General features: G+C 58.1%; 20 protein-coding genes. 6 read left to right on the top strand and 14 right to left on the bottom strand.

Annotation, left to right across the window (positions count from 1 at the left end; genetic code table 11):
* Positions 1-48 precede the first annotated feature (48 nt).
* Together ACOKCT_RS11210 and malX are read right to left on the bottom strand one after the other, a co-directional pair.
* Positions 49-1,221, bottom strand: a complete 1,173-nt coding sequence (locus ACOKCT_RS11210) for a MalY/PatB family protein (protein WP_263950898.1) — start codon at positions 1,219-1,221, stop codon at positions 49-51.
* A gap of 47 nt (positions 1,222-1,268) precedes the next feature.
* Positions 1,269-2,861, bottom strand: a complete 1,593-nt coding sequence (malX, locus tag ACOKCT_RS11205; protein ID WP_159339022.1) for a maltose/glucose-specific PTS transporter subunit IIBC — start codon at positions 2,859-2,861, stop codon at positions 1,269-1,271.
* Positions 2,862-3,038: 177 nt separating this feature from the next.
* Between malX and ACOKCT_RS11200 the strand changes: the two genes are divergently transcribed.
* Entirely contained in the window at positions 3,039-4,067 is a 1,029-nt protein-coding gene (locus ACOKCT_RS11200; protein WP_103179395.1) for a Mal regulon transcriptional regulator MalI, read from the top strand.
* A gap of 2 nt (positions 4,068-4,069) precedes the next feature.
* On the opposite strand, the gene ACOKCT_RS11195 is transcribed toward ACOKCT_RS11200, so the two are convergent.
* Positions 4,070-4,966: a LysR family transcriptional regulator gene (locus ACOKCT_RS11195; RefSeq protein ID WP_103179396.1), complete on the bottom strand. Its 897-nt coding sequence runs from the start codon at positions 4,964-4,966 to the stop codon at positions 4,070-4,072.
* A gap of 150 nt (positions 4,967-5,116) precedes the next feature.
* On the opposite strand from ACOKCT_RS11195, the gene ACOKCT_RS11190 reads away from it, so the two are divergent.
* Positions 5,117-6,055 (top strand): MBL fold metallo-hydrolase, encoded by a 939-nt coding sequence (locus tag ACOKCT_RS11190; RefSeq protein WP_236560441.1) that lies wholly within the window; start codon positions 5,117-5,119, stop codon positions 6,053-6,055.
* A 15-nt stretch (positions 6,056-6,070) separates the two neighbouring features.
* A complete protein-coding gene (locus ACOKCT_RS11185) occupies positions 6,071-6,925 on the top strand; it encodes an alpha/beta fold hydrolase (protein ID WP_156654398.1) in 855 nt (284 codons plus the stop codon).
* 39 nt (positions 6,926-6,964) lie between these two features.
* On the opposite strand, the gene ACOKCT_RS11180 is transcribed toward ACOKCT_RS11185, so the two are convergent.
* Both ACOKCT_RS11180 and manA read right to left on the bottom strand, forming a co-directional pair.
* Complete coding sequence (locus tag ACOKCT_RS11180; RefSeq protein WP_103179399.1) at positions 6,965-8,518, bottom strand: YdgA family protein; 1,554 nt, start codon at positions 8,516-8,518, stop codon at positions 6,965-6,967.
* 98 nt (positions 8,519-8,616) lie between these two features.
* The gene (manA, locus tag ACOKCT_RS11175) at positions 8,617-9,792 is read right to left on the bottom strand and encodes a mannose-6-phosphate isomerase (RefSeq protein ID WP_159339018.1); all 1,176 of its coding nucleotides are present in this window, start codon (positions 9,790-9,792) and stop codon (positions 8,617-8,619) included.
* 199 nt (positions 9,793-9,991) lie between these two features.
* Here manA and fumA point away from each other — a divergent pair, with 199 nt between their 5' ends.
* Together fumA and fumC are read left to right on the top strand one after the other, a co-directional pair.
* The gene (gene fumA, locus ACOKCT_RS11170; protein ID WP_103179401.1) at positions 9,992-11,638 is read left to right on the top strand and encodes a class I fumarate hydratase FumA; all 1,647 of its coding nucleotides are present in this window, start codon (positions 9,992-9,994) and stop codon (positions 11,636-11,638) included.
* Between the two features lie 147 nt (positions 11,639-11,785).
* Positions 11,786-13,180 (top strand): class II fumarate hydratase, encoded by a 1,395-nt coding sequence (gene fumC, locus ACOKCT_RS11165; protein WP_420193489.1) that lies wholly within the window; start codon positions 11,786-11,788, stop codon positions 13,178-13,180.
* Here the strand turns inward: fumC and tus are convergent, their stop codons facing one another.
* From tus to rstA, 6 genes are all read right to left on the bottom strand, one after another.
* Positions 13,181-14,110 (bottom strand): DNA replication terminus site-binding protein, encoded by a 930-nt coding sequence (gene tus / locus ACOKCT_RS11160; RefSeq protein ID WP_420193488.1) that lies wholly within the window; start codon positions 14,108-14,110, stop codon positions 13,181-13,183.
* A 73-nt stretch (positions 14,111-14,183) separates the two neighbouring features.
* The gene (rstB, locus tag ACOKCT_RS11155) at positions 14,184-15,482 is read right to left on the bottom strand and encodes a two-component system sensor histidine kinase RstB (protein WP_103179404.1); all 1,299 of its coding nucleotides are present in this window, start codon (positions 15,480-15,482) and stop codon (positions 14,184-14,186) included.
* Positions 15,483-15,561: 79 nt separating this feature from the next.
* Positions 15,562-16,332, bottom strand: coding sequence for an ABC transporter ATP-binding protein (locus ACOKCT_RS11150; protein ID WP_159339016.1), 771 nt, complete (start codon positions 16,330-16,332; stop codon positions 15,562-15,564).
* Positions 16,329-17,372: a FecCD family ABC transporter permease gene (locus ACOKCT_RS11145; protein WP_420193517.1), complete on the bottom strand. Its 1,044-nt coding sequence runs from the start codon at positions 17,370-17,372 to the stop codon at positions 16,329-16,331. Before ACOKCT_RS11145 ends, ACOKCT_RS11150 begins: the two co-directional genes overlap by 4 nt.
* 5 nt (positions 17,373-17,377) lie before the next feature.
* A complete protein-coding gene (locus ACOKCT_RS11140) occupies positions 17,378-18,394 on the bottom strand; it encodes an ABC transporter substrate-binding protein (protein WP_420193487.1) in 1,017 nt (338 codons plus the stop codon).
* 102 nt (positions 18,395-18,496) lie between these two features.
* On the bottom strand, positions 18,497-19,213 hold the full coding sequence (gene rstA / locus ACOKCT_RS11135) for a two-component system response regulator RstA (protein WP_103179407.1): 717 nt from the start codon (positions 19,211-19,213) through the stop codon (positions 18,497-18,499).
* A gap of 128 nt (positions 19,214-19,341) precedes the next feature.
* Here rstA and ACOKCT_RS11130 point away from each other — a divergent pair, with 128 nt between their 5' ends.
* The gene (locus ACOKCT_RS11130) at positions 19,342-19,677 is read left to right on the top strand and encodes a GlpM family protein (protein ID WP_103179408.1); all 336 of its coding nucleotides are present in this window, start codon (positions 19,342-19,344) and stop codon (positions 19,675-19,677) included.
* Here the strand turns inward: ACOKCT_RS11130 and folM are convergent.
* From folM to ydgH, 3 genes are all read right to left on the bottom strand, one after another.
* Positions 19,674-20,396 carry a dihydromonapterin reductase gene (gene folM / locus ACOKCT_RS11125; RefSeq protein WP_103179409.1) on the bottom strand — a complete coding sequence of 241 codons (723 nt, stop codon included), beginning with the start codon at positions 20,394-20,396 and terminating at the stop codon, positions 19,674-19,676. The genes ACOKCT_RS11130 and folM overlap by 4 nt on opposite strands.
* A 39-nt stretch (positions 20,397-20,435) precedes the next feature.
* Positions 20,436-21,818: an amino acid permease gene (locus ACOKCT_RS11120; protein WP_103179410.1), complete on the bottom strand. Its 1,383-nt coding sequence runs from the start codon at positions 21,816-21,818 to the stop codon at positions 20,436-20,438.
* A gap of 187 nt (positions 21,819-22,005) precedes the next feature.
* On the bottom strand, positions 22,006-22,959 hold the full coding sequence (gene ydgH / locus ACOKCT_RS11115; RefSeq protein WP_103179411.1) for a DUF1471 family protein YdgH: 954 nt from the start codon (positions 22,957-22,959) through the stop codon (positions 22,006-22,008).
* Between the last annotated feature and the right edge of the window lie 357 nt (positions 22,960-23,316).

Genomic DNA, 23,316 nt, shown 5'->3' with positions numbered 1-23,316 from the left:
GGGGCAAAAAGCTATTTGCGCAAGGTAAATATCCATTGCGCAACGCTATTACCGCAGGGCGTGAATCCCGGCAATCAGTCGTTCCACCCCTTGCTCCAGTTTACTGCGCGGGCAACCGGCATTGAGGCGGATAAAACCGTTACCCTCTTCGCCATAGGTATATCCCGGCATAATCGCCACTTTTTGCTGCTCAATCAGCACCTTTTGCAGCTTCCGGTCGTCGATATTTAGCGGTCGTAGATCGATCCACGCCAGATAGGTCGCCTCTGGCGGTTGCCAGTTTAACGCCGGAAAGGCACCATTGAGCCTGTCGGCTACATAGTGCAGGTTGGCCTCCAGATAACTGCGCAGCGCATCCAGCCAGGCTTCACCCTGTTGGTAGGCGGCAATATGCGCCACCAGCGCCAGCACCGAGGGCGAAGAGAGGCCGTCGCGCCCCTTTAGCGCCTGCAAATAGTCCATGCGGCTGGCTTCATCACCGATCAAACCGTATGCGCCGGTAAGAGCAGGAATATTAAAGCTCTTGGAGCCGGAGGTGAGAAGCGCCCATTTTCCCTGCGCCACTTCGCACCAGGGGATATGCTGATGGTTGCCCCAGACCATATCCATATGAATTTCATCGCTTACCACCGCCACGCCGTGACGCGCAGAAAGTTCAGCCATGGTCGCTAACTCGTCCCGGGTCCAGACCTTGCCCGTCGGGTTGTGCGGGCTGCAGAGCAATAAAATGGTGTTCTGCGGCTGTGCCAATACCGCTTCCAGTTCGGCCATATCGCACTGCCAGCCCGCCGCCGTCTTATGCAGGCCAACAGGCACCACCTGACGGTTATTGCCCGCAATGGCATTGTAAAACGCGTCGTAGGCCGGGGTGTGGATCACCACCCCGTCCCCTGCGTTGGACCACTGGCGAATCAGCTCCGACACCATATAGATCACCGAGGGGCCATAGACGATGGCGCTGGTATCGATGGAGCTGTTGAAGCGCTGCCGGAACCAGTGCCCTACCGCCCCAAGGAACTCGTCGTTTTTCCAGCGGCTGTAGCCAAACACTCCGTGGCTGATGCGAGCTTGCAGAGCCTCGATGATGCAGGGGGCAGTGGCAAAATCCATGTCCGAGATAGTAAACGGCAGCAGATCGGCGGCGCCGAAGCGGTCGGCAACATAGTCCCATTGGGTACACCAGGTGCCGTGACGATCCACGACGGCAGAAAAATCAAACATAACGTCTCCTTAAAAGAGAACCCCCTCCTGGGGAGGGGGCTGGGGCATCAGGCTTCTACTGTTCGCATCAGGGTCGCCAGCTCATCTTTCACCGACTGCACCTGCGGGCCGATGACCACCTGCAAATTGTGCTGGTTGAGCTGAACCACGCCGATGGCGCGATTGGCCTTCAGGGCGTTGGTGTCCACTTTGGACATATCTGCCACCGACAGGCGCAGACGGGTAATGCAGTTGTCCAGAGAGGTGATGTTATCCGCACCGCCCAGCGCCGCGAGGATCGCCGGCGTATTGTAGCCGGATTTGCCAGTTACGCCCGCCACTGCCTGCTCCACGCTCGCCGCGCTCTCAATATCGCGACCCGGCGTTTTCAGGTTAAAGCGGGTGATGGCGAAGCGGAAGATGCCGTAGTAAACCGCAAACCAGATCGCGGCCACCACCGGAACCAGATACCACTTGGTCGACAGGCCGTGCAGAATGCCGAACACCACAAAGTCAATCACGTTGCCGTCGGTATTACCGATGGTGACACCCAGCACCGCCATGGTGGTAAAGCCCAGGCCGGTCAGCACGGCGTGAATAAGGTACAGTACCGGTGCCACGAACAGGAACAGGAACTCGATCGGTTCAGTGGTACCGCCGACCACGCAGGCGATAACGCCGGAGATCAACAGGCCCTTAATCTTATGACGGTTTTCCGGACGGGCGCAGTGGTACATCGCCAGCGCCGCACCCGGCAGGCCGCCGAGGAAGGCTGGCATTTTCCCCTGGGAGAGGAAGCGGGTGGCACTCTCCGAGAAGCCGTGGGTGGTCGGGCAGCTTAACTGCGCCTGGAAGATGGTCAGTGCGCCGCTTACCGAGTGGCCGCAGACCTCCATGGTGCCACCGGCTTCGGTGAAGCGGATCAGCGCCACCAGGATATGTTGTAAGCCGAAAGGCAGCAGCAGACGCTCACCGGTGCCGAAAATCATCGGGCCAAAATCGCCCGCGCTGTTGATGATATGCCCGATACCGGTAATACCCAGGGCGAAAATCGGCCACACCAGCGGGATCACCAGGCCAAACAGGCCCATGGCGACGGTGGTAATAATCGGCACAAAGCGCGTACCGCCGAAGAAGGCCAGCGCATCCGGCAGGCGGATATTGTGAAAACGCTCATGCAGCAGCCAGATGATCACCCCTGCGATCACCGCGCCGAGGATCCCGGTGTCGATCGACTGGATCCCCAGTACGCTCTGGATGTTATTGGCTTTGAGCACCGCCGCGTCGGTAGTGGGCAGGATCCCCTTCGTAGTCAGCCAGAAGTTGACCGCCAGATTCATCACCGCGTACCCCACAAACCCGGAAAATGCCGCCACGCCTTTGTTTTCGCGGGCCAGGCCCAGCGGAATGGCGATACAGAACATCACTGGCAGGAAGCTAAAGGCGAAGGAGCCGACCTTACTCATCCAGATAAAAATTGCCTGCAAGACCGGGTTGCCCAGAAAAGGGATCAGGGTAATGACATCGTTACTGCTGAGCGAGCTGCCGATGCCCAGCATGATCCCACAGAAGGAGAGCAGTGCCACGGGCAGCATAAAAGTTTTACCCAGTTGCTGGAAAAACTCCCACAGCGAGATTTTTTGTGCTGCTTTCGCCGTCATAAAACGACTCCTTTATTGTTAAAATAGATTTACCTGCCTCAGTGCTGCGAGAAGATAAAACGTTTTATCAAAGTTTAGTGCGCGCTAAATCACATTCTCAGGCTTTGGCAGAGGGTATAAAGATAACGTATTGATAAAACGTTTTACCGATCTCATTATCAGGGAGACACCCCACACATGGCTGTAGCGAAAAAAATTACTATCAACGACGTTGCGCTGGCGGCGGGTGTCTCTGTGAGCACGGTTTCACTGGTTCTGAGCGGGAAAGGGCGCATCTCCCCTGCGACGGGCCAGCGCGTCAACGAGGCGGTGGAGCAACTGGGGTTCGTTCGCAACCGCCAGGCATCGGCGCTGAGGGGTGGGCAAAGCGGGGTGATTGGCCTGATCGTCCGCGACCTGACGTCGCCGTTCTATGCCGAACTGACGGCGGGCCTGACGGAGGCGCTGGAAGCCCAGGGGAGGATGGTATTTTTACTCCATGGCGGCCGGGAAGCGGATCAGCTGCTCCAGCGCCTCGATATGCTGCTGACGCAGGGGGTGGATGGGGTGATCGTTGCCGGGGCCTCCGGGGTAAGCAATGAGCTGTGCGAGCGGGCGGCAGCCAAAGGGGTTCCGCTGGTGTTTGCCTCCCGCGCCAGCTATCTCGACGAAGCGGATACCCTGCGCCCGGACAACATGCAGGCAGCACAAATGCTGACCGAACATCTTATTCGCCGCGGCCATCAGCGAATTGCCTGGCTGGGCGGTAAAAGCTCCTCCCTGACGCGCGCCGAACGGGTGGGTGGCTACTGCGCGACGCTGATCAAATATGGCCTGCCGTTCCACAGCGAGTGGGTGGTGGAGTGTGAATCCCGCCACAAGCAGGCGGCGGAGGCGATCGGTAGCTTGCTGCGCGCCAGCCCCACCATCAGCGCCGTGATTTGCTATAACGACGTTATCGCCATGGGCGCCTGGTTCGGCTTAATCCGTGCCGGGCGCCAGAGCGGGGAAGGTGGGGTTGAAACCTTCTTTGGTCATCAGGTGGCGCTGGGCGCCTTTGCGGATGTGTCAGAGAACGCGCTGGACGATCTACCGATTGTCTGGGCCACCACCCCGGCGCGGGAAATGGGCTATACCCTGGCCGAGAGAATTATGCAGCGGATCGATAAAGCCGACGTGCAGGCGGGGCATCAGATTGTGTCGGCCCGCCTGGTGACGGTGAAATAACATTATCCATGCGGCGTGAGCGGGTTACGTTCCAGCCGCGCCTCCAGAGCCTCGACAAACTTGCGCACCTTAACCGGAATCAACCGCGACGTCGGGTAAACGGCCCAGACAGCCAGCGCTTCCGGCCTGGCATCCTCCAGCGCGATCCGCTCCACCAGGCCTTGTGCAAAGGCGGGCTCAAGGTACCAGCGGGACAGGTTGGCAATGCCCATGCCGCCCAGGCAGGCCTCAAAGATCGCCTCGATAGAATTCGCCGAAAACCGCCCCGATACTTTCTGTTTGCTTCGCTGTCCCCCCTGGTCGAACGTCCAATGGGTGGTATCAGAGGTGGTTAAGCAGCTGTGCGCCGCAAGATCGCTGAGCGTTTTTGGATAGCCATGCTCCGTCAGATACGCTGCGCTGGCGCAGAGGTCTCGGGGGTTATCACAGAGGCGATGCGCCACCAGACGGTTGTCCCGCAGCGGGGCGATACGTAACGCCACGTCTATTCCTCTGCCGACAATATCAACCTGCTCATCGGTGGCGAGTAAATCGACCTGCAGGGCGGGATGCTGGCGCATAAAGTCGGGCAGCATCGGGGCGATGATTTTACGGCCAAACGCCGCCGAGGCGGTGATGCGAAGCCGCCCGGAAAGGGAGGCGCCATCAGGAAAAAGGTCGGCCAGGGCGTTGGTCTTATCTTCCAGCAGCGCCTGGGCATGGGGTAAAAAGATGGTGCCGTCGCTGGTGGGTGAAAGGGAGCGCGTGGTGCGGTGTACCAGCCGGACCCCCAGCTCCGCTTCCAGATTATTCAGGCATCGCGACGCCGCCATGGCGCTCATAGAGAGCCGACGCGCGGCACCCGCGAGACTTCCCGCTTTGATGGCTTCCACGAATACTTCCACATCTTCCAGTTTCATTATCTCGATTCTCGTTGTACTGGCCTATCAAATTACATATCTACACTAATTAGCGTTATAGCGCCATAGTCACTCCACATCCTGATAAAGAGTGAATTCGGAGTGAAGATGAAAAAGAGGACAACGGTTTTAGCGCTCAGCGGCCTGTTTTTGGCAGGATCCGTTTGGGCTGACGCACCCGCGCAGATTAAACAGCAGGTGCCGGGTTACTATCGCCTGGCGGTGGGGCAATATGAGGTGACGGCGCTTTTTGATGGCTACAACGATCTCTCGCCGTCGCTGTTAAAAGGGCTCTCGGCCGACAAAATTCGCGACCTGCTGGCGCAGCATAAGATTGATGCCGAGCGCATGCCCACCTCCTTTAACGCCTTTCTGGTGAATACCGGAAAACATCTGGTGATGATAGACAGCGGCGCGGGCCACTGCGTGCCGCAAACCGCAGGGCAATTAATTCCCAACATGCAAGCCTCCGGGTATCGTCCTGAGCAGGTTGATACCCTCTTCCTGACCCACCTCCACCTGGACCACGTCTGCGGCCTGAGCGATGCCGCGGGTAAGGCGCTATTCCCTAATGCCACGGTTTACGTGCCGCAGGCGGAAGCTGACTACTGGCTGGATCCGGCGAAAGAGGCCAGCGCCCCCGCCAATGCAAAAGAGTATTTCGCTATCGCCCAACACGCTCTGGCCTCCTATAAAGCGGCGGGACGCCTGAAAACCTTCGTGCCGCCCGCCTCGCCGATCCCTGAAGTCCAGACGGCCTACGCTCCCGGCCATACGCCCGGCAGCACGGTCTATCGTTTTGCCTCTGAGGGGAAAGGCATCAACTTTATCGGCGACCTGATCCACGCCCCTGCGGTGCAGTTCCCGCACCAGGAAGTGTCGATTCGCTTTGACGTGGATGCGAAAAAAGCCACCTCATCACGTGGGCAAGAGTTCAACGCCCTGGCAAAAGAGGGCGAATGGCTGGCGGCAGCGCACCTGGCGTTCCCGGGCATCGGGCACATTACCGCCAACGCTCAGGGTTACAACTGGAACCCGGCGATTTACGGCCCGTATCAACGTGCGGCCGACGTGCCATTGCTGAAATAAGACGAGGCGATCGCAATGAAAAGTTACACCGTAACAGCGAATGGTATCCGTCAGTTTGTGGTTGAAGAGGGGGAAGGGGCGCCGGTGATCCTGCTCCATGGCTTTCCGGAAACGAACTATGCCTGGCGCTATCAAATTCCGGTTCTGTCGAAGCACTACCGGGTGATTGCTCCGGACTTGCGCGGGTATGGAGAAACGGATAAGCCGGCCTCCGGCTACGATAAACGCACTATGGCGCGGGATATCCTGGAACTGATGAATGCCCTGGGCCTGAAGAAAGTGGTGCTAGTGGGGCACGACCGCGGCGCGCGTGTCGCCACCCGCTTTGCGAAAGATTATCCGGAACGGGTGGATCGTCTGGTGGTGATGGATAATGTCCCGACGCGTATCGTGGCGCGGGATTTGAACGCCTCTATTGCCCGGGCGTACTGGTTCTTTCTGTTCCACCTGGTGCCCGATCTGCCGGAAGCCCTGATTGCCGGACGGGAGCATATCTGGCTACGCCACTTCTTCTCGGACTGGACTTACGATCCTTCTACCATCAGCGGCGAGGCGTTTGATACCTACGTCCGGGCCTATCAGGCACCCGGTGCCGTGCGGGGGGCGATGGCCGATTATCGCGCCAATGCAGAGGATGTGGCGCAAGATCTGGCGGACGCGGAGATCAAAATTGCCTGCCCGGTGATGTCGCTGTGGGGCAATGATTTTCACGCTGTCGGCAAGCTGTTCGATATGCAGAGCGTCTGGGCGGAAATGGCGGACGATCTGAGGGCGTATGGTATTGAAGAGTGCGGGCATCTGCCCCAGGAAGAGCAACCGGAGAAAGTGAACGCCCTGCTGATGGATTTCCTGACCGGCTGGAAAGGATGACTGGCAATAAAAAACCCCTCCGCAGAGGGGTTTTGCTGTTTACTGCTGAGGAACCGCAGGCGCTGGCGGAGCAGCCGGTGCTGGCGGAGCCGCAGGTTCATCCGGTACCGCCAGGTTCAGCGCCGGTACGCCAAACATGCCGACGAACTCCTCCAGCGGCATCTTCTGGCCATTCAGGGTCACCTGACCATTGCTGTACTGCAGGCTGGTGCCGATCACGTTATCTTCCACGGTGGTGATGCGGAACATCTGTCCCATCGCCGCCAGGCCTTTCACCTGCTGGCTGGCCAGCTTGCCGGCGTCATCTTCGTTATACCCTTCCAGCTTCGCAATCTGGGTCATGAACTCGGTCGCCATGTCCATCGGGATGGTCAGCTTGCTCTCCAGCGATTTCACGCTGCGATCCACTTCCTGCGCCAGGGTCTGCGCTTCACCGGTGGCGGTGGCGGGATCCTTCATGAACAACGACAGGTTGAAGTTGGTTTCGCCTTTGCTGTTTTTCCAGCTCAGCGGCGCGATAGTGACCACCGGCTCGCCTTTGAGCAGGATCGGCAGATTACCGAAGAAGGCTTCCGCCGCTTTCTGCTGATAGAGCGCCGGATTGTTGGTCATCAGCTCTTTATCCGCCAGCAGGGCCTGGCTTTGAGCGCGATACTGCTGGCTGAACTGGTGCCATGCCTGACCGTCAATATTGCCGATCTTCAGGGTCAGCTTGCCGGTACCCAGATCCTGATTCTGCACTTTCAGGCTCTTCAGGTTGTAATCCAGCTGGCTGTTGATGCTCTTGCCATCTTTGGAGAGATCCGCGGTGGCTTTCAGATCTGTGCCTTCCAGCACCGCCATCTCTTTGCCTTCAATGGCGATAGCCATTTTTTCGAGGGTCAGTTTCTGATCGCCGATGCGCTCGTCAAAACTGGTCAGACGGCTGTTGCCATCAATGTTCAGGTTATTGAAGGTCAGCTGGACTTTCTGATCGTACTCGTTCACCGCGTTGACCCGGCCGCTTGCCGCTTCACCTTTGAGCGAGACGTTTTTGCCGTCGCGATCGGCATCAAGCTGGAAGTTACCGCCGCTGAACGCTACCTGCTCGTCGCCATTCTCGTAATTCAGGGCTTTCAGGGCGATATCGGAACGGGTATCACCGGCATAGCTGATGCGCGTATTGACCTCAAAAGGTGACTCATTCTTCGCCAGATCGAACAGCGGCTTAGAGGCTTCGTTATTGACCAGGGTCGATTTGACCGAGGCCATAGAGGGGATGAGGTTGAAGGATTTCAGCTGGGCCAGCGGGAACGGACCGTGGTCGACATCTTCGTTCAGCACCAGGCTTTGTCCCGGTTGCAGCCACGGATTAGTGGTTCCTGCTACCGGCTTAACGACCATCTGCAGATGGCTGCTAAACACGCCGCGCTGATAATCCTGATAGCTCAGCTCCAGCCCGGCTTCCGGCGCGGTACGCTTAAGTTCACTGTTCGCCTGGGCCACCATCTCGCCCAGACGGCTCTCCAGCTGTTTCCCGGTGTACCAGGCCGCGCCAGTCCAGACCAGCCCTAATGCAACAATAACGCCTGCAGCTATAACCGATTTTTTCATCGTGATTATCCATAAAATGAAACCGAGCGGTGAAAACCGCCCGGTGAGGTCATAAGGTTAGCAATAGCTTAGCAAAAATTGTTAAAAAATTCAGCAAGTCACTGGAGCTTGTTGAATACCCGCGCCAGACGCCCGACGCCGCTGACGCTAACCGGGGAATCATTCGCGGCAATAAAGGCCGACTCACCAGGCTTCAGCACCAGGCGCTCCTCGCCCTTGCTCAGTACCGCTTCACCCTCAACGCAGAAGAGAATAGCCGCGCTCTGCTGGGCAATACGGGTCTCTTCGCTGCTGAGATCGTGCAGGGAAAACGCAAAATCCTCCACCGGGATGGGGAAGTCCAGCTCTGCGCCGTTTTTCACCGGCTGGGTGAGCAGCTCAGCCGCCGGTTTCGCGACGAATTTGACGTTGGCCACCAGTTCAGGGATGTCGATGTATTTCGGCGTCAGTCCCGCACGAAGTACGTTATCGGAGTTAGCCATTACCTCCAGCGCCACCCCTTGCAGGTAGGCATGCGGCGTTTCGGCAAACAGGAACATCGCTTCGCCCGGCTCCAGTTTCACCACGTTCAGCAGCAGCGGGGAGAAGAGGCCGCTGTCGTCCGGGTAAAATTCTGAAATGACGCGGATGGTCTCCCACGGCTCACCCTGCTGGCTGTTCAGGGCCGCTTTAAGTACCGCCAGCGCACGGGATTTTTCGTCCCCCTGCATATTCAGCAGGCTGGCGAAGAGGTGGCTCAGGCGATCGGCATCCGGTTGCTCGAGGAAGTGGGCAATGGCGCTGTGCGCCCCGGCAACCGGCTGCAGCAGCGAAACGATCTCGGAGAACTCGCGGAAGGCGTTCATCGCCAGGAACGGCGTCAGGGCAAAGACCAGTTCCGGTTTGTGGTTCGGATCTTTATAGTTACGCTCGGCGGCGTCCAGCGGAATGCCTGCTGCGTTCTCTTTCGCAAAACCCGCTTCGGAGGCCTGCTTGTTCGGGTGAACCTGAATGGAGAGCGGCTGATCGGCGCAAAGTACCTTGAAGAGGAAAGGGAGTTCGCCAAAGCGTTCGGCGACGGCGCTGCCCAACAGCGTGGCTTTATCACCCTCGATAACGTCACGCAGGGAATGTTCGCCCTGGGCATCGGTAATTTTTGAGCTGCTCTTCGGGTGTGCCCCCATCCACAACTCTGCCATCGGCAGATTGTCCGGGTTGGCGATACCGTAGAGATCCGTTAACGCAGTTTTACTTCCCCAGGCGTAGTGCTGCACTGAGTTGATGAGTTTTTGCATTATCAAGCCCTGTTTCATATGTGGAATTATCTGCCCGTATTAAAGCAATAAACCGGGCGGATGTAACCTGCGCGCGGAAAAAGTCGTACTAGTCTCAGTTTTTGTTAAAAAATTGTGTAGGATAGGCTGACTCGCTTTTAAGCAGGGCAGCGGAACATCTGCTCTAAATAAACAGACCGAAGCAGTAAGTGAGAGATCAATGTCGAATAAACCCTTCCATTACCAGGATCCTTTCCCGCTGGCCAAGGATCAGACCGAATATTACCTGTTAACCCGCGACCACGTTTCTGTCTCTGAATTTGAAGGACAGGAGATCCTGAAAGTTGACCCGCAGGCCCTGACCTTACTGGCGCAACAGGCGTTCCACGATGCCTCGTTCATGCTTCGCCCGGCACATCAGCAGCAGGTGGCCGATATCCTCAGCGACCCGCAGGCCAGCGAGAACGACAAGTACGTCGCCCTGCAGTTCCTGCGTAACTCCGATATCGCGGCAAAAGGCATTCTGCCGACCTGTCAGGACACCGGCACCGCCATCATCATGGGTAAAAAAGGCCAGCGTGTCTGGACCGGTGGCGGCGACGAAGCGGCCCTGGCGCACGGCGTGTATAACACCTATATCGAAGACAACCTGCGCTATTCACAAAACGCCCCGCTGGATATGTATAAAGAGGTCAATACCGGCACCAACCTGCCGGCGCAAATTGACCTCTACAGCGTGGATGGCGACGAATACAAATTCCTCTGCATCGCCAAAGGCGGCGGTTCAGCGAACAAAACGTATCTCTATCAGGAGACCAAAGCGCTGCTCACGCCGGGCAAGCTGAAAAACTACCTGGTGGAGAAGATGCGTACTCTCGGCACCGCGGCGTGTCCGCCGTACCACATCGCCTTTGTGATCGGTGGCACCTCGGCGGAAAGCACCCTCAAAACCGTCAAGCTGGCCTCGACCAAATACTACGACAATCTGCCGACCGAAGGTAACGAGCACGGCCAGGCGTTCCGCGACGTCCAGCTTGAGCAGGAATTGCTGGTGGAAGCCCAGAACCTCGGCCTTGGCGCCCAGTTTGGCGGCAAATATTTCGCCCACGACATCCGCGTGATCCGTCTGCCGCGCCACGGCGCGTCCTGCCCGGTGGGGATGGGCGTCTCCTGTTCGGCGGACCGCAACATTAAAGCTAAGATTAACCGCGACGGCATCTGGATTGAGAAACTGGAAAACAACCCAGGTAAGTACATTCCGGAAGCGCTGCGGAAAGCGGGCGAGGGCGAGGCGGTACGCGTTGACCTGAACCGTCCGATGAGTGAGATCCTGGCCCAGCTTTCTCAATACCCGGTCTCCACCCGTCTGTCGCTGAACGGCACCATTATCGTGGGCCGCGATATCGCCCACGCGAAGCTGAAAGAGCGTCTGGATAATGGCGAAGGGCTGCCGCAGTACATTAAAGATCACCCGATCTACTATGCGGGCCCGGCAAAAACCCCGACCGGCTATGCCTCCGGCTCCTTAGGGCCAACCACTGCCGGGCGTATGGACTCCTACGTCGATCAGCTCCAGGCCAACGGCGGCAGCATGATCATGCTGGCGAAGGGCAACCGCAGCCAGCAGGTGACGGACGCCTGCCACAAGCACGGCGGCTTCTACCTCGGCAGCATCGGCGGCCCGGCCGCGGTACTGGCGCAGGGCAGCATCAAGAGCCTCGAGTGCGTGGAGTACCCGGAGCTGGGTATGGAAGCGATCTGGAAAATCGAAGTGGAAGACTTCCCGGCGTTTATCCTCGTGGATGACAAAGGCAACGACTTCTTCAAACAGATCCAGTCCTCCCAGTGTTCGGCCTGTGTGAAGTAGTTTGAAAACCCTGCCGGGTGGCGCAGCGCCACCCGGCAAAGCCCGGCAAAAAAGAGCGCACAAAGCGCCATACCCTTTTTCTTATCTCATCAATACTTGTTTCTTTGAGCTGTGAGCAATCCACTTCAGTGTTATCAAGGAGAAAGTATGACCACCTCACGCAGTGAGAAAGATTCGATGGGTGCCATCGACGTTCCTGAGGACAAACTCTGGGGCGCACAAACCCAGCGTTCACTGGAACATTTCCGTATCTCCACTGAAAAGATGCCGGTCTCGTTGACCCAGGCCCTGGCGCTGACCAAACGCGCCGCGGCGAAGGTCAACCAGGATTTAGGCCTGCTCTCCGGGGAGAAAGCTAACGCCATTATCGCCGCCGCCGATGAAGTGCTGGCGGGGAAACATCCCGATGAATTCCCGCTCGCCATCTGGCAGACCGGCTCCGGTACCCAGAGCAACATGAACATGAACGAGGTACTGGCGAACCGCGGCAGCGAACTGCTCGGCGGGGTGCGCGGCATGGAGCGTAAGATCCACCCCAACGACGACGTCAACAAAAGCCAGAGCTCCAACGATGTCTTCCCGACGGCGATGCATGTGGCGGCGCTCATCGCCCTGCGCGAACAGCTCATCCCGCAGCTGAACGTGCTGAAGCAGACCCTCAATGACAAAGCCCTGGCCTTTGCCGATATCGTCAAAATTGGTCGTACCCATCTGCAGGACGCCACGCCCCTGACCCTGGGCCAGGAGATCTCCGGCTGGGTGGCGATGCTTGACCACAACCTGCGCCATATCGAACACAGCCTGCCGCACCTGGCGGAGCTGGCGCTGGGTGGCACCGCAGTGGGTACCGGCCTCAATACCCATCCGGAATATGCGGTGCGGGTGGCGGAAGAGCTGGCAAACATCACCGGACAGCCGTTTGTCACCGCGCCGAACAAGTTCGAGGCGCTGGCGACCTGTGATGCGCTGGTGCATGCCCACGGGGCGCTGAAAGGGCTGGCGGCCTCGCTGATGAAAATCGCCAACGACGTGCGCTGGCTGGCTTCCGGGCCGCGCTGCGGCATCGGCGAAATCAGCATCCCGGAGAACGAGCCGGGCAGCTCCATCATGCCGGGTAAAGTCAACCCGACCCAGTGCGAAGCCATGACCATGCTCTGCTGTCAGGTGATGGGCAATGACGTGGCGGTGAACATGGGCGGGGCCTCGGGCAACTTTGAGCTGAACGTCTACCGTCCGATGGTGATCCATAACTTCCTCCAGTCGGTGCGTCTGCTGGCGGACGGGATGGAGAGCTTTAACGAGCACTGCGCGGTAGGCATTGAGCCGAATCGCGAGCGCATCAGCCAGCTGCTCAACGAGTCGTTAATGCTGGTGACGGCGCTCAATACCCATATCGGCTATGACAAGGCGGCGGAAATCGCCAAAAAAGCGCACAAGGAGGGGCTGACCCTGAAAGCCTCCGCCCTGGCGCTGGGGTATCTCACCGAGGCCGAGTTCGACAGCTGGGTCCGCCCGGAAGAGATGGTCGGCAGCCTGAAATAGTTACTCCGCCACGTAGAGGTGCAGCCGCGGGATAATCAAGCGCAGCGGCTGTGCCTGCGGCTTATAACGGTGCTGAACGTTATCCGCATCGTAATTGAGCAGCTCACCAATATCGGGTATCACCGCCCCCTGATCGGCATCGTAAAGGGCGATCAGCGGCGTCGGGCAGGCGTATTGCACCTGCTTTTGCTGCCCGGCATACCAGACGCGGGCGATTGGCTGCACTTTTACCGGCCGCTTGATCTTCAGCCGCGCCTCTGCAGGCAGAGAGTGAATGGCCGTATATTCTGCCTCCAGCCGCTCCACCCACTGATCCCGTGACCAGGGCGCTACGGCGCGCGGCGACTTGAGGCTTTTCTCCAGCATCGCCAGCACCTCATCGCGGGTGAAATTTTTGATGATGTGCTTATTGGCCCAGCCGAAGCGCAGGGTGGCGGGGTGGTTAATCACCGTTAACGTGCGATAGGCGTTGAGGGTGATCAAACCTGGTAACTGGTGGTGCACCCACTCAAAACGGGCGGCGGGGGCGAGGCCTGACTCCTCGGTGACGATTTTTTCAAATTCCGCCTTTAAGGCATTAATAGTCGCAATGCGGGCGGTGATTTGTTCCCGGTGCGCGGCGTCGCTCTGCAGGCAGATCACCCCCGGCAGGCGCACGGCGGCCTTGCTGCTGCGATTCTCGGATTGCTGCTGGATAAAGAGGTGACGATAGTGTTGCAGCGCCATCGTCAGCGCCTCCTGGCCGAGGTGCTGCTTAACCATAATAGCGTTGAGCGGATCGTGTTCGGCGCCTTTGGCGACGTCCGGCAGGGAGAAGACGCGCCCGGCGAGCAGGCGACAGGCCTGGAGTTCGGGGGGTAACTGCGCCAGCTCGTGCTCCATCTGGCGAAAGGTTGAGTTTAAGCGTTCGATAAGATCGTAAGTTGCCATAGTACACCACATTAGTTACAACATACTTAATTTATAGCACAGCACGCCGGGTCAGGCCAGCGTGCGGTTTAGGTCAGTCAGGGATGGGCAGGGCGATATGATGCCAGACGGGCCAGTTGAAGCAGAAACGGGCGCCGCCGAGGTCGCTGGCTTCGCAGCTGACGTCCCCCCCTAGCGCCTGGGCGATAGAGTGGACGATCGCCAGCCCCAGGCCGCAGCCGCCGGTGGCGCGGTCCCGGCTCGGGTCGAGTCGGACAAAAGGCTCAAATACCCGCTGGCGGGCCTCTGGCGCAATGCCCGGACCATCATCTTCCACCGACAAACTGGCGCGGCTGCCGTTTAGCGTCAATGCGATCCGCAGCTGGTTATCGCTGTAGCGCAGGGCGTTGTTGACCAGGTTATCCAGCACCCGCTCCATCAAACGCATATCCAGCGCGCCGTAATCGCCGTCCACGCTGCTGATCAGCAACGTGCGCTGCGGGTTGACGCTCTGCACATCCTCCACGTAGCTGCGCAGCCATGCAGGCAGATCCGGGGTGGTGAGCTTAAGTTCGTTCTGCGGTCGGTCGAGGCGGGCATAGGTCAGCAGCTCCTCAATCAGCGCCTCGAGCTGGCTGATATCGCGATTCAGCGCCTGCGACTCTGTTTCGGTCAGGTTTTCACTCATCTCCAGCCGGTAGCGCAACCGTACCAGGGGGGTGCGCAGCTCGTGGGCGATACCGTCGATCAGCTGTTTTTTGCTGGCGATGAGGGCGTTGATATTGTCAGCCATCTGGTTAAAGGCCACCCCCAGCCGCTCAAAGCTGGAGCCGCTGTCGAAGTGGATCCGCTCGGTCAGATGCCCGTCGCCGAAACGCTGGGCGGCGGCCTCGAGGCGCAGCATGTCCTGCCAGTGGGGGCGCATCCAGATAAACACCGGGAAGGCGAGCGAAATGGCGATAAAGGCCAGCAGGGCGATATCCAGCAGGCGCATCTGATGCAGGAAGTAGAGATACGGCACCGGGCCGACCGCCAGGACGTAATGGCTGCGCGGAATACGCTGAATAAAGGTGTACTGATCGTCCAGCGCCACGATATCGCCTTCGCGAAGCCGCTGCATGGTCGGGGCATCCAGGGTGTATTTCTTCAGTGGCTCGATGCGCAGTTTGAATGAGAGGTTCAGATCCAGCTCTTTGATGGTGCGCGCCCAGTCGTGAGGGGGGATCTCACGCAGTTCACTGCGCATCAGATAGAGCGAGCTTTTCATCAAATCATCCAGCGACTGTCTGCCTGCCCGCTCGGCGGTGAACTTATAGACCAGCCCAACCAGCATGGTCATCACCAGGAAGCAGACGAACAACAGAAGGTAAAACTGCACAAACAGTTTTTTCATGAAATATCACCCAGCTACAACGCGTTAAAGAGGCTGCCCGAACGTAAGATTGACTCGCTAAGAGCGGGCATCGCCTACTTTACGCAATGGGCTGCCGCATGGCATAGCGAATGTTGAAGGTTTTGCCTTGTTTCATGACGTCCGCTTGCACATGCCAGGCGTCTTCTATCAGAGCAGGGGTCAGCACCGCATCAGGCGGACCGCTGGCTATCACGCTGCCGGATTTCAGCAGTACCAGCCGGTGGCAGTAGTTGGCGGCGAGATTCAAATCGTGAAGGGCCACCACCACCGTAATAGGCAGCTGCGTAATCAGCGTCATCAGCTCCAGCTGATACTCAATATCCAGATGGTTGGTCGGCTCATCGAGGATCAGCAGCCGTGGCTGCTGGGCCAGGGCGCGGGCGATCTGGCAGCGCTGTCTCTCTCCGCCGGAAAGCTGCCGCCACAGCCGGTGACGCAGCCCGGCAAGTTTCATCAGGCGGATAGCGTGCTCAACCGCCTGGTCGTCCTTTTCACTCCAGCCAAAAAGCCCCCTGCGGTGCGGCGTGCGCCCCAGCCGGACAATCTGCTCCACGCAGAGATCGCCATCCACTCCGGCATGCTGGGGAACAAAGGCCAGCTGTTTGGCCCGATCTCTCACGGAGATTTTATTGAGCGGGGTGCCGTTCAACTGAATATGGTGCGCATGACGAGGGAGTAACCCGGCCAGACAGCGCAGCAGCGTCGATTTTCCCGAGCCGTTCGGGCCTAACAGGCCGACAATTTCACCCGCCTCCAGGTGCAGATTGATGTTGTTCAGCACCTGGCGGGACTGGAAGGTGACCTGCAATCCGCTTAATGAAAGGGTCATACGTTTTTCTCCCGGCTGCGATAGAGCAGAACCACAAAGGCAGGCGCGCCGACTAACGCGGTGACCACGCCAATGGGCAGGACCTGATGGGTGATAAGCGTGCGGGAAACCACATCGGCGAGGATCATGAAATGACTCCCGATCAGGAAGGTCAGGGGAATTGAGCGGCGATGCCCGGGGCCGCACAGCATCCGGGTAACGTGCGGGATCACCAGCCCGACAAACCCCACCGCGCCAATGATACTGACCATTACCGCCGTCACCAGCGCGCAGGTGAGCAGCAGGATAATGCGCACCAGGGTGACCGGCACGCCGAGGGTAGTGGAGACTTCATCGCCAAAGGTGAAGGTATCCAGCGCTCGTGAAAAGGCGAAGATCACCCTAAATCCGGCCAGCACGACCACCAGAGCCAGGATAGCATCCGGCCAGCGAACCCCGCTCAGGCTGCCCAGCAGCCAGAACATCACGCTGCGCGACTGCTCGGCATTGGCGGAGGTACTGACAATGTAGGCGGTCAGGGCGTTAAAGAGCTGCGTCCCGGCGATGCCCGCCAGCAATATTCGTGGCGGGCTGTCGGTCATGCCGTGGGTGATGAGCATGATAAGCCCGAACGCGCAGCAGGCGCCGATAAAGGCGCCGCCGCTGATGCCCAGCGAGCTGCCGCCAATACCCAGCAACATCACACAGACGGCCCCCAGCGACGCACCGGAGGAGATCCCCAGCAGATAGGGCTCCGCCAGCGGGTTTCGCAGGATGGCCTGCATTACCAGGCCGCAAAGCGCCAGACCCCCTCCGCTGCAGGCGGCCATCAGGGCCCGGCTCATGCGGTACTGCCAGACAATGCCCTCCTCAACCTGGGGCAGCACATAGCTACCCAGACCCAGACCGTTGAGAATGGCTTTACCTGCGTTCGCATACGACACCGGCATATCCCCGACGGTGGCAGCGAAAACCAGCATCAACGGCAGCGTCACTATCCCGACGGCCATCAGGCTATGCTGCCGCCAGCGCGGCAGGCTAAAGGGGGCGCGGAGAATCATGATACTCATTGTTCAGCCTGGAACGTTGCCAGTTTTTCGCCGATCGCCTCAACGGCATCGACATTACGCAGGGAGGGGTTAAGTGACATTGCGGGCACCACCACGATCTGCCCCTTTTTCACGGCGGGGATGTTTCGGGTCACCGGATCGTCGTTTAAAAAGCCCTTTTTAACCGCCACATCATCCGCAGGGTAGAGACGGCGGGACATCTCAGCGATGACGATCACGTCAGGCTGTGCCTGGGCGATATGCTCCCAGGTCACGGCAGGCCATTCGTCATGGGAATCAATGATGTTTTTCAGCCCAAGCGTGTGGCTTATCCACCCCGGCGCGCCGTAATCGCCAGCCACCCAGGGATCGCCTTTCAGACGGCTGCTGGAGAACCAGAACACCACTTTCAGGGGACGAGTCTGTTGCGCGGCAGCACGGGCCTGCGCCTGCTGAATACGCTGTTTCAGCGCCTCGTTAAGCGCTTTACCCTGCGGCTGGACGTCGAAAATGGTCGCCAGTTCATCGATTTCGCGTTCGATTTCGGCGATGGAAAACGGTGTGCTCCGCGCCCCGTCACCGTTCGAGCTGTCGGTGACGCTTTTGCCGATGCAGTCGGCAGGGGAGATCCAGGTCGGGATCCCCAGTGTGGCGAACTGTTCCCGGGTGCCCGTTTCCCCCTGCGGCCCGATATGCCAGTGATACTGGGCCAGCACCAGATCAGGACGCTCCGCGGTGACCGCTTCAAAGGAGGGGGCGTTATCCGCCAGCTTTTTCAGCCCGTTACCCTGTTTTGCCAGCGCATCGGGCAGAGGGCCAAACCAGACTGACGTTGCGCCGATCTTCTTTTCGAGCCCCAGCGCCAGGAGCAATTCCGTCTCGTGTTGCCCCACCGTCACTACCCGCTGCGGGGCCTGAGTAAAGGTCTCCTTAATGCCGCAGTTCTCTACCGTCAGCGGATAAACCGTGGCGGCGACTACCGGCTGCACGAATAAAGTTAGGACAAAAGCCAGCGCCCTGTTTTGATTAAACACGTTCTCACCCTCATAAGTGTTATGTTATAACATAATACATATTATGCGGGCGGGCGCAAAAGGTTAATCATCAGGGGTAAAAATGGGCGGCTGTCGCCCCTGTTATACGTCCCAGGCGTGGGGCGCGAAAAGGTAGCCTTTGTTACGCACGGTTTTAATGCGGAACGGTTCGGTAGCGTTATCCAGCAGCTTCTTGCGCAGGCGGGAGATGGCCACGTCCACGCTGCGGTCCAGGCCATCGTAGCTGACGCCGCGCAGGTTTTTCAACAGCGCGTCCCGATCCATAATCTGCCCGGCATGGGTTGCCAGCTCCCACAGCAGGTCGAAATCGGCCGTCGACAGCGCCACCTGCTCGCCGGAAAGCAGCACCTGGCGATTGACCGGATCGATGGAGAGTGTGCCAAAACGCAGCGCCTTGTGCGGGGTGAGCTGCGGGGCCGGGGTGTCGCTGGATGCAGCAACGTGCTGGCGCAGATGCAGGCGCACGCGTGCCAGGAGTACAGCCGGAGGGGTGGTTTTGAGGATGTAGTCGTTTGCCCCCATCTCCAGGGACAATATGTGGTTCATGTCGCTGTCGAGGGAAGTAAGCAGCACAATCGGCCCGTTCCAGCGGGCGCGCAGATCCCGGCACAGGGTCATGCCATCTTTACCCGGTAGCATAATATCCAGCAGCACCAGATCGGGTTTTTCCCGCGCCACCACCTCTTCTGCGCGGTCGCCGCGTGGTTCGACGATGACCTCAATATCATGTTTACCCAGATAAGCGGCGATCAACTGACCGACTTCGGGTTCATCCTCAACGTATACGATCTTATTCATAGCAAGGCTGTGTCTGCGGAAAACGCCAACATACACCGCGCAACCTTAACCTTCCATTAATCATTCGCAAAATGTTGCCGTTCCGTTATGCTGCCCGACATTGTTATTGTCTTGTTAAGGGGAGATGGATGGGGCTGGTAATAAAAGCGGCGTTGGGTGCGCTGGTGGTGTTACTGATTGGGGTACTGGCGAAAAGCAAAAATTATTACATTGCCGGGTTGATTCCGCTGTTTCCCACCTTTGCCCTCATTGCCCACTATATCGTCGCCTCGGAGCGCGGGATCGAGGCGCTGCGGGCGACCATCGTGTTTGGCATGTGGTCGATTATTCCCTATTTTCTCTATCTGCTTTCGCTCTGGTACTTCACCGGCATGATGCGTTTGCCCCTGGCGCTGGGCGGGGCGGTACTCTGCTGGAGCCTCAGCGCCTGGGTGTTAATTTTCTGCTGGAGCCGCTTTCACTAACGTAAAGGACGCCCGCCATCCACGCCAAAGGATCGGCCCGTGACGTAGCAGCTGGTCAGAATATAGTCGATTAAATCAATCACCTCTTTTTCCCCCGGGGCGATTTTCATCAGGGACTTATTCAGCGCCTTCTGACGATAGTCGGCATCGTCATGTTCATTAAACATGATCAGCGACGGGGCGATGGCGTTGACTTTCACCTCCGGGGCCAGCTTGCGGGCAAACGAGCGGGTCATGTTATCCAGCGCGGCTTTGCTGGCGGCGTAAGCAATGTGTTTATCGCTGCCGCGCTCAACCACGTAGTCGGTAAAGTGGATGATGTCGCTGGCGGCATGGCCGTGGCCGCGCAACAGCCCTTGTAGAGCGTGGTTGAGCAGGTAAGGGGCATGGACGTGGATCTGCAACATGCAGGAGAGCGTGTCGCTGAGCGAGTGCTCCGGGGATTCCGCCATCCATGCGCTGGCATTATGGATAATGGCGCGTAACCCGGTGGTTTCCGCTTTTACCTGGTCGGCAAAGGCCAGAATGCCCTCGTCAGAGGAAAAATCTGCCTGAATACAGGTTGCACCCGCCTCGCACAGGGTCTCAATCGCCGGGTATTTTGTGCGATAGCTGACAATGACAGGCTGGTGAAGATTCAAGAAATGGTGGGCAAGCGCGAGGCCGATACGACGACCTCCGCCAGTAATCAGGATCGGGAGCGGTTTTGCCTGTCCCATCGTTTTCTCCTTATCCGTTCGACGATGGGACGCGGTTGCTTATCCCATCAACATCCACGTTGCCGGTAATGCGGCAACCAGTAATAAGCCAATCAGCACGATTTCACGGCGCTTCAGCGCGTGCTGGAGCTGATGCGTGCGACGGGCATAAATAAACACCAGCAGTCCCGGCGCATAGAGCACGACGGAGAGCAGCAGATGCATCGGTCCGGAGGCATACAGCAGCCATAAGCCGTAAATACAGGCGCCCATCCCCACGACGGTATGCATCGGTCGGGTAGCTATTTTTAACAAATATGCGCCCACCAGGAAATAGGGTACCAGAATCATCTCGGAGGCGATGGTTAACAACGTGTTATAGTCTGAACCTGTGAGCCAGATCAGCACCAGACAGATCTGCACGCTGATGTTGGTCAACCATAGCGACGCGGACGGCGCATTGTTTTTGTTCTGCTGCGCAAACAGACGCGGGAAGGCTTTATGGGTTGCGGCCAGGAACGGCACTTCTGCCGCCATAATGGTCCAGCTCAGATAGGCGCCGCATACGGAGACGATCAGACCGGCGGCAATCACTACCTCGCCCCAGGAACCCATCATTTTCACCATCAGGCCCGCCATCGAGGGGTTACGCATCTCCGCCAGCTCCGGACGCGCCACCACGCCCAGTGAGAGCAGGGTGACCAGTAGATAGACCCCTAATGCGGCCAGTACGGCCAGCAGCGTGGCGCGGCCAACATCGTGCTTATTGCGCGCCCTGGCCGAGACAACCACCGCGCCTTCCACCCCGATAAAGACCCACAGGGTGATCAGCATGGTGTTTTTCACCTGCTCCCAGACCGGGACACCCAGCGCCACGCCGGAAAAGTCCATGCTGAAGAGATCGAGACGAAACGCAATAAACGCCAGCACGATAAAGAGCCCCAGCGGCACCAGCTTCGCAAGCGTTGCGACCAGGTTGATGCTGGCCGCGGTCTGGACGCCGCGCAGTACCAGGAAATGCACGATCCACAGCAGCACCGAGGAGCCGACAATGGATTGCCAGGTATTGCCATCGCCAAACAGGCGCAGTTCAGGGGAGTCGGTAAAGAAACTCAGCGCAGAGAAGACGATCACCAGATAAGAGACGTTAGCGATCACCGCGCACAGCCAGTAGCCCCAGGCGGAACAGAAACCCACCAGCTCACCAAAGCCTTCACGGGCGTAGGTAAAAATACCGCCGTCGAGGTCGGGACGAATGCGCGTCAGCAGCAGCATGGCGAAGGCCAGCAGCAGGATCCCGATGCCGGTGATCCCCCAGCCGATAAGCAGCGCAGACGGGCTGGCGACGGCCGCCATATTCTGCGGCAGACTGAATACACCCGCACCGAGCATGGAGCTTAAAACAAGCGCAGTCAAAGCGCTCAGGCCAAGTTTCTTTTCCATTGGCATCCTGTTTAAAAAGGGGTCGGTTCCAGAATAATTATTTCGTCGAAGCGCATAAAAATGGTGAATAACGCTAAGGCGCGGGATTTTACGGAGTGTTACGAACGCATGCAATGAGGAAGGGCCGAATTGTGGCGGTAAAGCGAAAAAAAAGGCGGCATAACGCCGCCTGAGTGAAACAGGTTACTTATTTGTACAGGTCAGCGCTGATGGTCATGTTATTACCGCGCTCCTGCCACTGGCGGGTGATGTGGTAATACTTGGCCCCTTTCTTCGCCGCACGCTTCGCCACCTGGTAAGAAATTTCGGTCATGTTGCCGTAGTTACCGGTGAATTTGATGCTGTCGAACGGAATCATCTGCGCGGCAGTGGCGTTGTTCAGCTCTTCAATTTTGGTGCCGTCGTTGAGAGTAACGCTGTAACGACCGCCTTTGGTGGTTTGGGTTTCAAAGAAACGACCCACACCAGCAACGCTGGCGCCTGGTGCAGCGCTGGTTGCCACGCCCGGGATTTCAACTTTCTTCGCTTCTTCGCCGCCTTTGGCAATGGCTGCGCGACCGGCATCAGAGTCAGCCGGGATAGCATCCGGACTCTGCAGGACACGTTTTTTCGCGTCTTTTTTATAGATGTAAGCAGTGATGCGCTGGTTACCGCCCTGGTTAGCATCGATCTGGCGAACGATGTAGTAGGCGTCAGCCCCTTTCGCTTTAGCGGCTTTGGTGATGGCGTCGTTCACTTCCGGCTGGCTGCGGTAGAAGCCCTGAATGGTGACGGTATCATACGGCTCAAGCAGAACGGCCTGATCTTTAGGCAGTTCCATCACACCGTTAATGACACGGTTTTTCACCTCTTCCGCTTTCGGGGCATCGGCTTTATAGAGCGCAACGGTGACGCGCTGGTTGCCGCTGCTGCCGTATTCGGAGTTATCCACGACGTAGAATGCGGCGGCGCCCTCTTTATCGGCACGTTTGGAGGCGGCATTAACTGCATCGCCAATTGCGTTAAAACGACCTACGATCGTAACGTGATCGTAAGGTTTCGTTGCAGCCGCTTGCTCCGGCGTTAACTCTGTCGCGGCATTGGCAGACAGAGCGGTCGCAGCAAGGAGTGCGGACGCCAGGAGAGTGTTCTTAAGCTTCATAAAAATAATCCTTCGCCTTACGCAAACCAGGTACTGGTGTAGTTGTTAATTTGAAAACGTTGACGATTATTGCATTTAACACCCTCTGCTGTCTGCGCCATTTTTTGCGGTACCCGGCAAGGTGACGATCAATTTCCATAACCTTTAGAGATATGTTGAAAAAATACCCGTTTGACCACTAAAACTAATAAAGCATATAACTTTCACAAGTTGATTTAATGTTAATAAGTTGTTTCTGGCTGGCGCTATATCGTGTTTTTACCGCTTCGACTGAGCTAAACATCGGCCCTGACGAAGAAATAAAGGCAGATATGCCTGTCAGAGATGCAGATCACTTATTTTTGACAGTTAAAGACA

Origin of the sequence: Leclercia sp. M-A074-M (assembly GCF_965195605.1) — a bacterium.
Taxonomy (GTDB): Bacteria; Pseudomonadota; Gammaproteobacteria; order Enterobacterales; family Enterobacteriaceae; genus Enterobacter.
This window is presented reverse-complemented; position numbering and strand designations above follow the sequence as displayed.